The sequence below is a fragment of the Bacteroides sp. AF39-16AC genome (genome assembly GCF_003602735.1).
GTDB classification, from domain to species: Bacteria; Bacteroidota; Bacteroidia; order Bacteroidales; family Bacteroidaceae; genus Bacteroides; species Bacteroides uniformis.
In genome coordinates, this window is record NZ_QTLN01000004.1 from 154482 (window position 1) to 167517 (window position 13036).

At 47.1% G+C, this 13036-nt stretch carries 12 protein-coding genes; 7 read left to right on the forward strand and 5 right to left on the reverse strand.

The features are described 5' to 3' along the window. Positions 1 to 112 precede the first annotated feature (112 nt). The 7 genes from ruvX (at position 113) to rplT (ending at position 6776) form a co-directional block, all read left to right on the forward strand. Positions 113 to 538 carry a Holliday junction resolvase RuvX gene (gene ruvX, locus DW039_RS05920; RefSeq protein ID WP_005836066.1) on the forward strand — a complete coding sequence of 142 codons (426 nt, stop codon included), beginning with the start codon at positions 113 to 115 and terminating at the stop codon, positions 536 to 538. A 43-nt stretch (positions 539 to 581) separates the two neighbouring features. Further along, a complete protein-coding gene (gene def, locus DW039_RS05925; RefSeq protein WP_005827872.1) occupies positions 582 to 1139 on the forward strand; it encodes a peptide deformylase in 558 nt (185 codons plus the stop codon). A 117-nt stretch (positions 1140 to 1256) separates the two neighbouring features. Beyond that, a complete protein-coding gene (locus tag DW039_RS05930; protein WP_005827873.1) occupies positions 1257 to 3317 on the forward strand; it encodes a tetratricopeptide repeat protein in 2061 nt (686 codons plus the stop codon). A gap of 79 nt (positions 3318 to 3396) precedes the next feature. Beyond that, positions 3397 to 5337: a threonine--tRNA ligase gene (thrS, locus tag DW039_RS05935; RefSeq protein ID WP_005836068.1), complete on the forward strand. Its 1941-nt coding sequence runs from the start codon at positions 3397 to 3399 to the stop codon at positions 5335 to 5337. Positions 5338 to 5457: 120 nt separating this feature from the next. Then, positions 5458 to 6060 carry a translation initiation factor IF-3 gene (infC, locus tag DW039_RS05940; protein ID WP_005827878.1) on the forward strand — a complete coding sequence of 201 codons (603 nt, stop codon included), beginning with the start codon at positions 5458 to 5460 and terminating at the stop codon, positions 6058 to 6060. A gap of 67 nt (positions 6061 to 6127) precedes the next feature. Further along, positions 6128 to 6325: a 50S ribosomal protein L35 gene (gene rpmI / locus DW039_RS05945; RefSeq protein WP_005827880.1), complete on the forward strand. Its 198-nt coding sequence runs from the start codon at positions 6128 to 6130 to the stop codon at positions 6323 to 6325. Positions 6326 to 6425: 100 nt separating this feature from the next. Continuing rightward, positions 6426 to 6776 (forward strand): 50S ribosomal protein L20, encoded by a 351-nt coding sequence (gene rplT / locus DW039_RS05950; RefSeq protein WP_004289896.1) that lies wholly within the window; start codon positions 6426 to 6428, stop codon positions 6774 to 6776. Positions 6777 to 7314: 538 nt separating this feature from the next. Here rplT and DW039_RS05955 read toward each other — a convergent pair. The 5 genes from DW039_RS05955 to DW039_RS05975 all read right to left on the reverse strand — a co-directional run bounded on the left by DW039_RS05955 (position 7315) and on the right by DW039_RS05975 (position 12917). After that, complete coding sequence (locus DW039_RS05955) at positions 7315 to 8622, reverse strand: phenylacetate--CoA ligase family protein (RefSeq protein WP_044467509.1); 1308 nt, start codon at positions 8620 to 8622, stop codon at positions 7315 to 7317. A 30-nt stretch (positions 8623 to 8652) separates the two neighbouring features. After that, positions 8653 to 9234, reverse strand: a complete 582-nt coding sequence (locus DW039_RS05960; protein WP_009036846.1) for an indolepyruvate oxidoreductase subunit beta — start codon at positions 9232 to 9234, stop codon at positions 8653 to 8655. A gap of 4 nt (positions 9235 to 9238) precedes the next feature. Beyond that, positions 9239 to 10831 (reverse strand): thiamine pyrophosphate-dependent enzyme, encoded by a 1593-nt coding sequence (locus tag DW039_RS05965; RefSeq protein ID WP_016273438.1) that lies wholly within the window; start codon positions 10829 to 10831, stop codon positions 9239 to 9241. Positions 10832 to 10907: 76 nt separating this feature from the next. Beyond that, positions 10908 to 11939 carry an endolytic transglycosylase MltG gene (mltG, locus tag DW039_RS05970; RefSeq protein ID WP_044467511.1) on the reverse strand — a complete coding sequence of 344 codons (1032 nt, stop codon included), beginning with the start codon at positions 11937 to 11939 and terminating at the stop codon, positions 10908 to 10910. A gap of 66 nt (positions 11940 to 12005) precedes the next feature. Continuing rightward, positions 12006 to 12917, reverse strand: coding sequence for a TolB family protein (locus tag DW039_RS05975; RefSeq protein WP_005836075.1), 912 nt, complete (start codon positions 12915 to 12917; stop codon positions 12006 to 12008). Positions 12918 to 13036 lie beyond the last annotated feature (119 nt).

The following is a 13036-nucleotide window of genomic DNA, read 5'->3' on the forward strand; positions in this document are numbered from 1 at the left end:
TGAAAAAATCAGAGGAGGGGATGTTTGATACTATCAGACATCCCTTTTTCTGTATTATATATGTAAGATTAACGGCGGAATTCAAATTTTAATCGTAATTTTGTAGCCCATTATGAGTAGAATAATAGCCATAGACTACGGTCGGAAACGTACGGGAATAGCCGTGAGTGATACATTGCAGATGATTGCGAATGGACTGACAACTGTGCCTACACACCAATTGTTGCAGTTTCTTCTTGATTATGTGGCTAAGGAGCCGGTAGAGCGTATCTTGGTAGGCTTTCCTAAGCAGATGAACAATGAGGCTTCGGAAAATATGAAGAATATCGAACCTTTTGTCCGTTCGCTGAAGAAGAAACTGCCTGACATGCCGGTTGAATATGTAGACGAGCGTTTTACTTCTGTTCTGGCTCATCGGACGATGCTTGAGGCCGGATTGAAAAAGAAGGACCGCCAAAACAAAGCGCTGGTGGATGAAATCAGTGCAACTATTATTCTGCAAACTTATTTAGAGAACAAACGTTTCTCTTTTTTATAATGTATAGAAAGTAATTTGTAATTAGTAATTTGTAGTAAAGGAAATGATTTTACCCATTTATGTGTACGGCCAGCCCGTATTGAGAAAGGTAGCAGAGGATATTGCCCCGGACTATCCGAATTTGAAAGAACTTATTGAGAATATGTTTGAAACGATGGACAATGCTGAAGGTGTGGGACTTGCTGCACCGCAAATAGGTTTGCCTATCCGCGTAGTAACCATTAATCTGGATGTCTTGTCTGATGATTTGCCAGAATATAAAGATTTCCGCAAGGCGTATATCAATGCCCATATTCTGGAAGTGTCCGGTGAGGAAGTTTCTATGGACGAGGGTTGCTTGAGCCTTCCAGGAATTCATGAATCAGTGAAGCGTGGCAACAAAATACGCGTGCAATACCTGGACGAGAACTTGGAACCGCACGATGAGATTATCGAAGGTTACCTGGCACGCGTGATGCAGCACGAGTTCGACCATCTGGAAGGAAAGATGTTCATCGACCATTTGTCTCCGTTACGCAAGCAGATGATTAAAGGAAAACTGAATGCCATGTTGAAAGGCAAGGCACACTGCACTTATAAGGTGAAAACCGTAAAGAAATAAGTTTAACCATATAATATGGTATAAAAGGCTCAAAAAATATAAAAAGTGTTCCGCTAATCCCGACAAGTAAACGAAAAACGTTACTTTTGTTTCGTTTACAAGCATTTATAAAACAAGATGATAAAAAAAATACTGACGGCTATTTTGCTGTTACCCACATTGTTGTATGCACAAATCAATACGGAACGGGTGATGACCATTGCTCGGAATGCATTGTATTTTGAGGATTACGTGCTTTCTATCCAATATTTTAATCAAGTAATCAACGCGAAACCTTATTTATATGAGCCTTATTTCTTCCGTGGACTGGCAAAAATCAATTTGGATGACTATCAGGGAGCGGAGAGTGATTGTGATGCTGCGATTCAGCGGAACCCTTTTGTGGTAGGTGCTTACCAAATCAGAGGACTGGCACGTATCCGTCAGAACAAGTTTGACGAGGCGATTGAAGATTATAAAACCGCTATCAAATACGACCCGGAGAATGTGGTGCTTTGGCATAATCTTTCCCTTTGCCATATTCAGAAAGAAGATTATGAGGCGGCTAAGGAAGATTTGGGTACGCTTCTGACAATTGCCCCCAGATATACACGTGCCTATCTGATGCGCGGGGAAGTCTCCCTGAAACAGAATGATACGATACAAGCTTTGCGTGATTTTGACAAAGCCATCGATATGGACCGTTATGACCCGGATGGATGGGGGGCAAGAGCCATTGTACGCCTCCAGCAGGGGAAGTATAAAGAGGCTGAAGCTGATTTGGACCAGTCTATCCATCTGAGTGCAAAGAATGCCGGTAACTATATCAACCGTGCCTTGGCGCGTTTCCATCAGAATAATTTGAGAGGCGCCATGAGTGACTATGATTTGGCTTTGGATATTGATCCGAATAATTTTCTCGGGCACTACAACCGCGGTTTGCTACGTGCCCAGGTGGGCGATGACAACCGGGCAATAGAGGATTTTGATTTTGTGTTGAAGATGGAACCGGATAACATGATGGCCACCTTCAATCGTGGTTTGTTACGTGCGCAGACGGGGGATTACCGGGGAGCTATCAGTGACTATTCCAAAGTGATTGCAGAATATCCTAACTTTATGGCCGGCTATTATCAGCGTGCCGAAGCCCGTAAAAAGATTGGCGACCATAAGGGAGCCGAGCAGGATGAGTTCAAAATCATGAAGATGCAGATAGACAAGCGTAACGGTGTTTCTTCCGGTGACAAAAAGGAAGGTGACGACAGTAAGGATGTTGCGGATAATTCCTCGGAAAACTCCAATGGAGATGGCGGGAAGACCCGTAAGAAATCCGACAAGAACATGGAAAATTATCGGAAAATTGTAATAGCGGACGATTCGGAAGCTGACCAGCGTTATAAGAGCGATTATCGCGGACGTGTACAAGACCGGAATGTGACCATCAAGCTCGAGCCGATGTATGCTTTGACTTATTATGAGAAACTGAGCGATGTGAAGCGTATCGTACATTATCATAAGTATATTGAGGAACTGAACCATTCGAAACTGTTCCCGAAGCCACTGCGCATCACCAATATGGAAGCTCCGTTGACGGAGGAACAAGTACGCTTCCACTTTGCTTTGATAGACGCTCATACGTCTGATGTGGTGGCTGACGAGAAGAACGCCAAGAAACGTTTCATGAGAGGTCTGGACTTCTATCTGGTTCAGGATTTTGCCAGTTCCATAGATGACTTTACAAAGAGTATCTTGTTGGACGACACTTTCTTTCCGGCATACTTTATGCGTGCTTTGGTGCGTTATAAGCAACTGGAATATAAAAAGGCCGAAGCCACAATGAGTGAAGGCGCCACTTCGGGTACAACGGAAATGAAGAAGCCAGAAGTGACGGCCATCGATTATGAAGTTGTGAAGAATGACCTGGACCACGTTATTCTATTGGCTCCTGATTTTGTCTATGGCTATTATAACCGTGGCAATGTGTCTTCGTTACTGAAGGATTACCGTGCCGCCTTGGCGGATTATGACAAGGCGATTGAGCTGAGTCCCGATTTTGCTGAAGCATACTTTAACCGTGGGTTGACGCACATCTTCCTGGGGAATAACAAACAAGGTATTGCCGATTTGAGTAAAGCCGGAGAGTTGGGCATTGTCTCGGCCTATAATATCATAAAGAGGTTTACAGATACACGGGAATAACATTTTTTTGCTAAAAAATAGAATATCAAAAAGAATTAGCTATTTTTGCGTTCTGAAAAATGAAATATACATATAAACTATGATAAAGATAACATTTCCAGACGGCTCTGTTCGTGAATATAACGAAGGAGTAACGGGACTGCAGATTGCAGAAAGCATCAGTTCGCGATTGGCACAAGACGTGCTGGCTTGTGGCGTGAACGGAGAAATTTATGATTTGGGGCGTCCTATCATGCAAGACGCTGAAGTGGTTCTTTATAAATGGGAGGATGAGCAGGGTAAGCATGCCTTTTGGCATACCAGTGCCCACTTGCTGGCCGAAGCTTTGCAGGAACTCTATCCGGGCATCCAGTTCGGTATAGGTCCTGCTATCGAAAACGGTTTCTACTATGATGTGGACCCGGGTGAAACGACTATCAAGGAAGCTGACCTGCCAGCCATTGAGAAAAAGATGGCTGAACTGGTGGCTAAGAAAGAAGCGGTTGTCAGACAAGACATTGCCAAGGCGGATGCTTTGAAGATGTTCGGTGACCGTGGAGAAACTTATAAATGCGAGCTGATTTCCGAATTGGAAGACGGCCACATCACAACTTATACGCAGGGTGCATTTACCGACTTGTGCCGTGGCCCTCACTTGATGACCACAGCGCCTATCAAAGCTATCAAGCTGACTTCCGTTGCCGGTGCTTATTGGCGTGGACAGGAGGACCGTAAGATGATGACCCGTATCTATGGTATCACCTTCCCGAAGAAGAAGATGCTGGATGAGTATCTTGTTCTGCTGGAAGAAGCCAAGAAGCGTGACCACCGCAAAATCGGTAAGGAGATGGACTTGTTCATGTTTTCTGACACCGTAGGTAAGGGGCTCCCGATGTGGCTACCCAAAGGTACTGCACTGCGTATCCGCTTGCAGGACTTCTTGCGCCGCATTCAGGCCCGTTACGATTATCAGGAAGTAATGTGTCCGCCCATCGGCAACAAATTGCTTTACATCACTTCCGGACACTATGCAAAATATGGTAAGGACTCCTTCCAGCCCATCCACACACCGGAAGAAGGAGAGGAATACTTCTTGAAACCGATGAACTGTCCTCACCACTGTATGATTTACAAGAACTCACCCCGTTCTTACAAAGACCTGCCTTTACGTTTGGCAGAGTTCGGTACGGTTTGCCGTTACGAGCAGAGTGGCGAGTTGCACGGTTTGACACGTGTACGTAGCTTTACGCAGGATGATGCGCATATCTTCTGCCGTCCGGACCAGGTGAAGGATGAGTTCCTCCGTGTAATGGACATTATCTCCATCGTGTTCGAATCTATGGACTTCGAGAACTTCGAGGCACAGATTTCCTTGCGCGACAAGGTGAACCGCGAAAAATATATCGGTAGCGACGAGAACTGGGAAAAAGCAGAACGAGCCATCATCGAAGCTTGTGAAGAAAAGGGTCTGAAGGCAAAAATAGAATATGGAGAAGCCGCTTTCTATGGTCCTAAATTGGACTTCATGGTGAAGGATGCCATCGGTCGCCGTTGGCAGCTGGGTACCATCCAGGTGGACTACAACCTGCCGGAACGTTTCCAGCTGGAATATACCGGTGCCGACAATCAGAAGCACCGTCCCGTAATGGTTCACCGTGCTCCGTTCGGCTCCATGGAACGCTTCGTGGCTGTGCTTATTGAGCATACGGCCGGTAAGTTCCCGTTGTGGCTGACTCCCGACCAGGTTGCCATCTTGCCTATCAGCGAGAAGTTCAACGACTATGCGCATGAAGTGAAACAATACTTGAAGCGATATGACATCCGTGCCATTGTGGATGAACGCAATGAAAAGATTGGTCGTAAGATTCGTGACAATGAGATGAAGCGTATTCCGTACATGCTGGTTGTAGGTGAAAAGGAGGCTGAAAACAAGGAAGTTGCTGTCCGCAAGCAGGGAGAAGGTGATAAAGGAACCATGAAATTTGAAGAATTTGCCAAAAAAATGAACGAAGAAGTTCAGAATATGATAAATAAATGGTAACTTTGCGCCCAATTGTAGAAGCATAGCATATATTAGATGTTCTAAAGTTCGCTTTTACTTAACAAAAACATTAATTTGGGAATAGTAAATAAGAAACAAACTGGAAGTAAACGTTATTTAATGAAGAATGACAGCTTAAAAGGGCAACATCGGATTAACGAACAAATCCGGGCCAAAGAAGTCCGCATAGTGGGCGATGAAGTAGAACCAAAAGTGTATCCGATAGCGCAGGCTTTAAGACTTGCTGAAGAACATGAAGCGGATCTCGTGGAGATTTCTCCAAATGCACAACCCCCTGTTTGTCGTATTATTGATTATTCTAAATTTCTTTATCAGTTAAAGAAGCGTCAGAAAGAGCAAAAGGCAAAGCAGGTAAAAGTGAACGTGAAGGAAATACGTTTTGGACCTCAGACAGATGACCATGACTATAACTTCAAGTTGAAGCATGCTAAAGGCTTTTTGGAAGATGGTGACAAGGTGAAGGCCTACGTATTCTTTAAAGGACGTTCCATCTTGTTCAAAGAGCAAGGTGAAGTGTTGCTGCTCCGTTTTGCCAATGATTTGGAAGACTATGCGAAGGTAGACCAGATGCCGGTTTTGGAAGGAAAGAGAATGACAATCCAGCTCTCTCCGAAGAAAGTGGCGGCACCTAAGAAGAGCGCGGCTCCCAAGCCTGCAGAAGATGCGCCAAAGGCTGCGTCGGCTGAAACCGAAGAAGAATAAAGAAGTGAGTAACGCCATAGGTATAGTGCGTTGCCATATAATTTAATAATTAAAAAGTTTAAAAAAGATGCCAAAGATGAAGACTAACTCCGGTTCTAAAAAGAGATTTACTCTTACCGGAACAGGTAAAATCAAAAGAAAGCACGCTTTTCATAGTCACATCCTGACTAAGAAAACTAAGAAGCAGAAAAGAAACTTGTGCTACTCTACACTTGTTAGTACAACAGATGTAAGCCAGGTGAAAGAGCTCTTAGCAATGAAGTAATTGAAAAGCGTACAAAAGTATTAAAGTTATTAACCGAATGCATTAGCTTTAAGTCCGCTGCGTGAAGTAACGGCGCTAACATTCAAAAACAAGTAAAACTATGCCAAGATCAGTAAATCATGTTGCTTCTAAAGCAAGAAGAAAGAAAATTTTGAAATTGACCAGAGGTTACTTTGGTGCAAGAAAGAACGTTTGGACCGTTGCCAAGAATACTTGGGAAAAAGGTTTGACCTATGCGTTCCGTGACCGTAAGAACAAGAAGAGAAACTTCCGTGCTTTGTGGATTCAGCGTATCAACGCTGCCGCTCGTCTGGAAGGTATGTCTTACTCTAAGCTGATGGGCGCTTTGCACAAAGCTGGTATCGAAATCAACCGCAAAGTGTTGGCTGATTTAGCGATGAACCATCCGGAAGCTTTCAAGGCTATCGTTGCTAAAGCAAAGGCTGCATAGAAACAGTTAGCAGATAAATTACGAGGTGCTGATTACTCTTTTGGTAGTCAGCACTTTTTGTTTTCTGATACTCCGGGGAGGGGTTAAAACTTGAAAAGGACTTGAAACAATTTACTGCTTTTACTTGTTTCTTTCATAGAAACTCATTACCTTTGTTATAGAAAAAATAGCCGCATTGATTGGATCGGGAAACTCATCAATTTTTATGAAATACCGAGACAAGCTTCGCTTCTCAATGGCGGGCCACGCCCTTCGGGGTAACTCTTGAGTCGGTGGATTACAAAGAGGAGGAGCACTCAAATCATGTCATACGGAGTTTCATCACATCATCGGTGCGGCTTTCTATAAAAGAGGAACGGTAATCTGTTTGGATAACCGTTCCTCTTTCGTTTTATGCGGATGTGGGTGATTGTGAAACGATGATACGTGATGCTGAAACAGATGATGTGTCAAGGGAAGATAGATGATGTGTTTATACAAGACAGACCATCTGTATCGGGTGAACAGATGGTCTGTTTTGAAAAGAGTTTTTTTAAGTTTATTTGTTGTCCCGTAAGTCTTTTACCCTGACGGCTTTTCCTTCGCTCTGCGGCAAGGAACCTTTCTTTACCAACCGTAACTTCGGAGTTACCAGAATCTCGTCTTTCAGCTGGCGGGTAATGGCTTTGCTAATCTTTTGTAGCTCGATGTAATTGTCAGTAGAGAGGTCGCTAAGTTCAACTTCCACAATCATCTCATCCTGGTTATTGACCGTTTCGAGCGTGATGAGGTAATTGCTGCCCAATTCGGGGAATTGTACCAGCACCTTTTCCACCTGCATGGGGAAGATATTGACTCCCTTGATGATGAACATATCGTCGCTACGGCCTTTGATGCGGTCTATACGGATGTGGGTACGTCCGCAAGGGCACTTGCCGGGCAGGATGCGGGTAAGGTCGCGTGTACGGTAGCGGATGAGGGGCATCATCTCTCTGTCCAGCGTTGTCAGTACCAGTTCGCCGATTTCACCTTCCGGTACGGGTTCGCCGGTTTCCGGGTTAATGATTTCGACCAGGTAGCAATCTTCCCAGAAGTGCATGCCGTCTTGTTCGGTGCACTCGAAGGCTACGCCGGGACCGTTCATTTCAGTCATACCAAAGCTGTTATAGGCTTTGACGCCAAGCATGCGTTCAATCTTTCTGCGTTGCTCGTCTGTGTGGGGTTCGGCACCGATAACAAGCGTTTTCAGACTTGTGTCGGCGGGGTCCATCCCTTCTTCCTGGAATACCTCTGCCAAGCGGATGGCATAGCTGGGAATGGCATGCAGGGCAGTGGTCTTGAAGTCGGTGATGAACTTTATCTGACGCTTGCTGTTTCCGGCAGCGGCAGGAACAGTCAGCGCACCCAGACGTTCGGCTCCATACTGAAAGCCCAGTCCTCCGGTGAACATGCCGTAACCGGAGCTGTTTTGGAAAACATCCGTCTTACGGATACCTACCATATAGAGGCAGCGTGCCACTAAGTTAGCCCAAGAGTCCAAATCGTGTTGGGAGTGTACGATGACCGTCGGCGTGCCCGTAGTACCACTGGAAGAATGGATACGTACTCCGTCCTCACGCATATCGCCTGCTACTAATCCAAAAGGATAATTGGCGCGCATATCGGCCTTGGTGGTAAACGGTATCTTACGTATGTCTTCTACAGACCGGATGCTGTCGGCAGTGATGCCATGCTCTTGGAATACCTTTTTATAATAAGGAGAGTTGGCGGCAATGCTGACAGTCTTTTTTAACCGTTGCAGTTGCAGTTCGCGCAACTGCTCACGGGGCATCGTTTCAATCTCTTCTTCCCAGTATTTGTTATTCATGGTATGTTGAAATTTAGAGTCAATTATAGTTTACATCAGTTTTTCAGCAATCTCTTTGCCGGCAGCCAACGCTTTGAGGTTCAGCTCTACAATGGCGTCGCCCTTGCGTTGGAAGATTTCGCGGATGCTGTCTTGCACCTTTGCGTAGTCGATGCCGAGGAAGGGGATGGTGGCGCCCAGCAGTACGATGTTCGCTACGCGGGGAGAGCCGACTTCTTTTGCCACTTCGTTTACGTTCAGCATGATTTTATGCGGCAGCTTGTTGATTTCGGCCTTGATGTCTTCTTCTGCCGGATAGTTGGGAATGTTGATGAAGGGGGCTTCATTGGTCACCAGCCAACCTTCGGGGCTGAGGTAGGGGAGGTAGCGCAGTGCTTCCATCGGTTCCAGGGAGATGATGAGGTCGCATTTTCCTGTGGGAATGAGGTCCGAAGCGATGGGTTGGTCGCTGATGCGCAGGTTGGACTGCACGTCGCCGCCTCGCTGGCTCATGCCGTGTACTTCTGCCTGCTTCATGTAGAGTCCGTCCTTGAGGGCTGCTTTGCCGATTACAGTGGCGATGGAGAGGATACCTTGTCCTCCTACGCCGGAAAGTATGATGTCTTTTTTCATGGCTTTACTTGTTTCTTTTTTTGCGTGCTAATGTTTGGATACATTCTCTGCGGGGGATGATGACGGATACGCCGTGGTGCTCGATTTCTTCCCGGATGATTTGCTTCATCTCTTCGTAGTTTTTCTTCAAGGGCACTACGACGCGGATGTGTTCGGGAGCTACACCGATGCCGGCGCAGATGGCTTCCAGACGTCCGGTGCCGGCAGAATCTTGTCCTCCGGTCATGGCGGTGGTTTCGTTGTCGGAGATGACGATGGTGACGTCGGCGTTTTCGTTGACGCAATCCAGCAGTCCCGTCATGCCCGAGTGGGTGAAGGTGGAGTCGCCGATGACGGCTACGGCAGGATGCAGGCCGGCATCCGAAGCACCCTTCGCCATGGTGATGGAGGCGCCCATATCCACGCAAGAGTTAATGGCGTTGAATGGGGCATTGGCTCCCAGCGTGTAGCAACCAATGTCGCTGAACACCTTATAAGTGGGATATTCTTCTTTCAATACTTGGGTCAGCACCGTGTACATGTCGCGATGGCCGCAACCCTCGCACAAAGCGGGCGGGCGCATCTCTACCAGAGAAGGAACGCTGAATTCAGCCTTGTTCTCCTTGCCTACGGCACGTGCCACGCTGTCCGGGTTCAGCTCTCCGTCTTGTGAAAGAGTGCCGTCCAAACGGCCTTTTACTTTGATGCCGATGCCCAGATAGCCTTTCAGCTGTTTTTCTACGAACGGTTGTCCGTCTTCCAGTACCAGAATCTCGTCACATGCTTCTACCAGCTGCATCAGCTGTTTCTTGGGCAACGGGTATTGTCCGATTTTCAGTACCGGATATTCGCAACCTTCGGGATAGTTCTCCATCAGGTAGTTGTAGCCGATGCCGCATGCCACGATACCCAGCTTTTTGTTGGGGCCGTCGGTATATTTGTTGTAAGCGGAGTTTTCAGAAGCTTTGATAAATTCGTCCTGGCGTTGCAGCAATGCTTTGTAACGTTTGCGTGCATTACCCGGCAGGAGGATGAACTGACGCGGGTCTTCGCTGAAGGAAATCTCATTCTGCGGTTGTTGCTCCTTGCGCTCTACGCCGGAACGGGAGTGTGCCAGGCGCGTAACCATGCGCATCAGGATGGGTTCGCCGGTCTGTTCGGAGAAGTTGAATCCGTTGTACACCATGTCGTATGCTTCCTGCTGGTTGCTTGGTTCGTACATCGGGATGAGAGAGAAGTCGCCATAGAAACGGCTGTCCTGCTCGTTCTGAGAGGAATGCATGCTGGGGTCGTCGGCAGCAATGATTATAAGACCACCTTTTACGCCGGTAATGGCAGAGTTGATGAAACAGTCGGCAGCCACGTTCATACCCACGTGCTTCATGCACACCAGTGAACGCTTGCCTGCAAAGGACATGCCCAGGGCAGCCTCCATTGCAGTTTTCTCGTTGGAGCACCAGCGGTTATGGATGTTCTTTTCGGCAGTAATCGGTGCCATCTGAATATATTCGGTGATTTCCGTAGAAGGAGTGCCGGGATAGGCATATACACCCGAAAGTCCGGCGTCTAATGCAGCTTGTGCAATGGCTTCATCGCCAAGTAAGAGTTGCTTGCTCATATCTGAATATTTAAGTGTTAGTCATGGATTAATATTTGACGCAAATATAGGATTTTGCTTTTATTTTATCAGCAGATTACTTGAAAATCTTTCTTTCGTTTAATGCATTCCAATATTTTCTTGCATTTTTCATGTGCTCGGCATAATTGGATGCAAAGTTATGGGTGCCCGAGAAGTCCTCTTTGGCACACATGTAGAGGTAGTTGTGTTTCGTATGGTTCAGCACAGCATCCAGCCCGATGGGTGAGGGGATGCGTATGGGACCGGGAGGTAGTCCGGTGTTGAGATAGGTATTGTAGGGGGATTCTACTGCCAGATGGGCATTCGTAATTCTCCGCAAGCCGAAGTCCTGCAAGGCAAATTTGATGGTAGGGTCGGCTTGCAGAGGCATGCCGGTGTGCAGGCGGTTGATGTAGAGCCCTGCCACCATTGGTTTTTCGGGATTGTTGTTTGTCTCTTCCTCGACGATGGAGGCGAGGGTGCAGACTTCCGTCGGGGTCATTCCGATGGCGGTGGCTTTGTCTAAGCGTTCCTGGTTCCAGAACTTCTGGTGCTCTTTTTGCATTCTTTCGAAGAACTCTTCTGCACTCATGTCCCAATAGACTTGGTAGGTTTCGGGGATGAAGAGGCAGGGCAGGGTCTCTTTGTTGTATCCCAGTTTTTGTTGGAATGCGGAGTCGTTCATCAATCCGGCTATTTCGGTGGAGTCTATCATGAGCTGTTTGCCTACGCTGCGTGCCAGCCGGTCCAGTGTGCGTACGCTGCCGACGGTGAGGTTCGTAGGTTCTTGATATCCGCGGTACAGACGGCTGAATACGTGATATACGTTTTCCCCCGGCCGGATGGCGTAGCGTCCGGTGTGTATATTTTCGGAATATTTCTTGTATTGGGCCATCCAGCGGAAGCCGGTGAAGCTTCGAGGATGGCCTTGTTGTTCCACCTTATTATATATGGAGTCGGCGGTGTCGTCGCGGTCTATATAGATATAGACTGTCTTTTTCGGATGGAATTGCGGGGCAAACAGATAGTAGTATACTGTTCCTGCACAAGCTGCTCCAATAAGAATCAGTGCGACGAATGTTCCGATAATGATTTTCTTCTTTTCCATTTTGTTTTACTGCATCTTTAGTCGGGCAAAGTTAGTAAAAAATGGAGTGAAAACCATCAAGTCATATCAGTTAATTCGATAGCTGACAAAGGCTATGCGTTTGCTGTCCGGTGCCCATGAGTTGACATTGATGGTGCCTTGTCCACCGAAAAGCTTTAACAATGTCTTGGGTTCTCCACCGTTTGCGGGCATTAGGCGCAGCTCTACGTTCTTGTTTGCCAGGTGCTCTCCCGGTTCCAGGTCACCTTTGTAGTAGGTGATGAATACAACGGATTTTCCGTCAGGGGAGATGTGGGGGAACCAGGAGTTACGGGTTTCGTCAAAGGTCATCTGGGTCTGTTCGGAGCCGTCTGCCTTCATGCGCCAGACTTGCATGAGTCCGGTGCGTACGGAATTGAACCAGATGTATTGTCCGCAGGGGGAATATTCCGGTCCGTCATCCAGACCTTCGGCAGTGGTCAGGCGGGTTTCTTCACCTCCTTCCGCTGGGATGGTATAGACGTCATAGTTGCCGTTTCGTTCGGCGCAATAGGCAAGCTCTTTGCCGTCGGGGCTCCAGCCGTGGAGGTAGCTGGGAGCCATAGGTGTTATTAAACGGGGAGTGCCGCCCGTGATGGGAAGTGTATAAATGCGCGATTTATAGTCTTCTTTCGTCCCGTGGCTGATGGCTATCTGCTGTCCGTCGGCCGAGAGGACGTGGTCGTTGTTGCAGTTTTGGGCAAATCCGGTGTTTATCAGTTCCGGTTCGGCAGGCGAGGTGGGGGAAAGGCGGTAAAGCTTTCCGTCGCTGTTGTATAGCAGCCATTGCCCGTCGGGCGTCCAATTGGGAGCTTCAATCCGGTAGGGAAATTCTTTTACGACAGTCCGGTTACCGTTGGTTACATCCAGTATTTCGAGGACGCTGGTAATCTCGTTTTTTTGTTGAGCGGTTGCGGTCAGTGCAACAGTTGCAAAGAAGGGGATTAGATAGGGTTTCATGTTCATATCGTATTTAATAAATCTCCGCAAGATACATTTTTTATTGGAAACTACATAGTCGGAGCATGCTTTTTTCAGAGAGAATCTGTAGTGATGGTCGAATGCGTAGTGCTTATCAT

Excerpts from the sequence above, each read along its gene's own strand:
- DW039_RS05975 (WP_005836075.1), bottom strand. The coding sequence starts at position 12,917 with ATGAAACCCTATCTAATCCCCTTCTTTGCAACTGTTGCACTGACCGCA.
- def (WP_005827872.1), top strand. The coding sequence starts at position 582 with ATGATTTTACCCATTTATGTGTACGGCCAGCCCGTATTGAGAAAGGTA.
- DW039_RS05965 (WP_016273438.1), bottom strand. The coding sequence starts at position 10,831 with ATGAGCAAGCAACTCTTACTTGGCGATGAAGCCATTGCACAAGCTGCA.
- DW039_RS05955 (WP_044467509.1), bottom strand. The coding sequence starts at position 8,622 with ATGAATAACAAATACTGGGAAGAAGAGATTGAAACGATGCCCCGTGAG.
- rpmI (WP_005827880.1), top strand. The coding sequence starts at position 6,128 with ATGCCAAAGATGAAGACTAACTCCGGTTCTAAAAAGAGATTTACTCTT.
- mltG (WP_044467511.1), bottom strand. The coding sequence starts at position 11,939 with ATGGAAAAGAAGAAAATCATTATCGGAACATTCGTCGCACTGATTCTT.
- infC (WP_005827878.1), top strand. The coding sequence starts at position 5,458 with ATGAAGAATGACAGCTTAAAAGGGCAACATCGGATTAACGAACAAATC.
- rplT (WP_004289896.1), top strand. The coding sequence starts at position 6,426 with ATGCCAAGATCAGTAAATCATGTTGCTTCTAAAGCAAGAAGAAAGAAA.
- ruvX (WP_005836066.1), top strand. The coding sequence starts at position 113 with ATGAGTAGAATAATAGCCATAGACTACGGTCGGAAACGTACGGGAATA.
- thrS (WP_005836068.1), top strand. The coding sequence starts at position 3,397 with ATGATAAAGATAACATTTCCAGACGGCTCTGTTCGTGAATATAACGAA.
- DW039_RS05930 (WP_005827873.1), top strand. The coding sequence starts at position 1,257 with ATGATAAAAAAAATACTGACGGCTATTTTGCTGTTACCCACATTGTTG.
- DW039_RS05960 (WP_009036846.1), bottom strand. The coding sequence starts at position 9,234 with ATGAAAAAAGACATCATACTTTCCGGCGTAGGAGGACAAGGTATCCTC.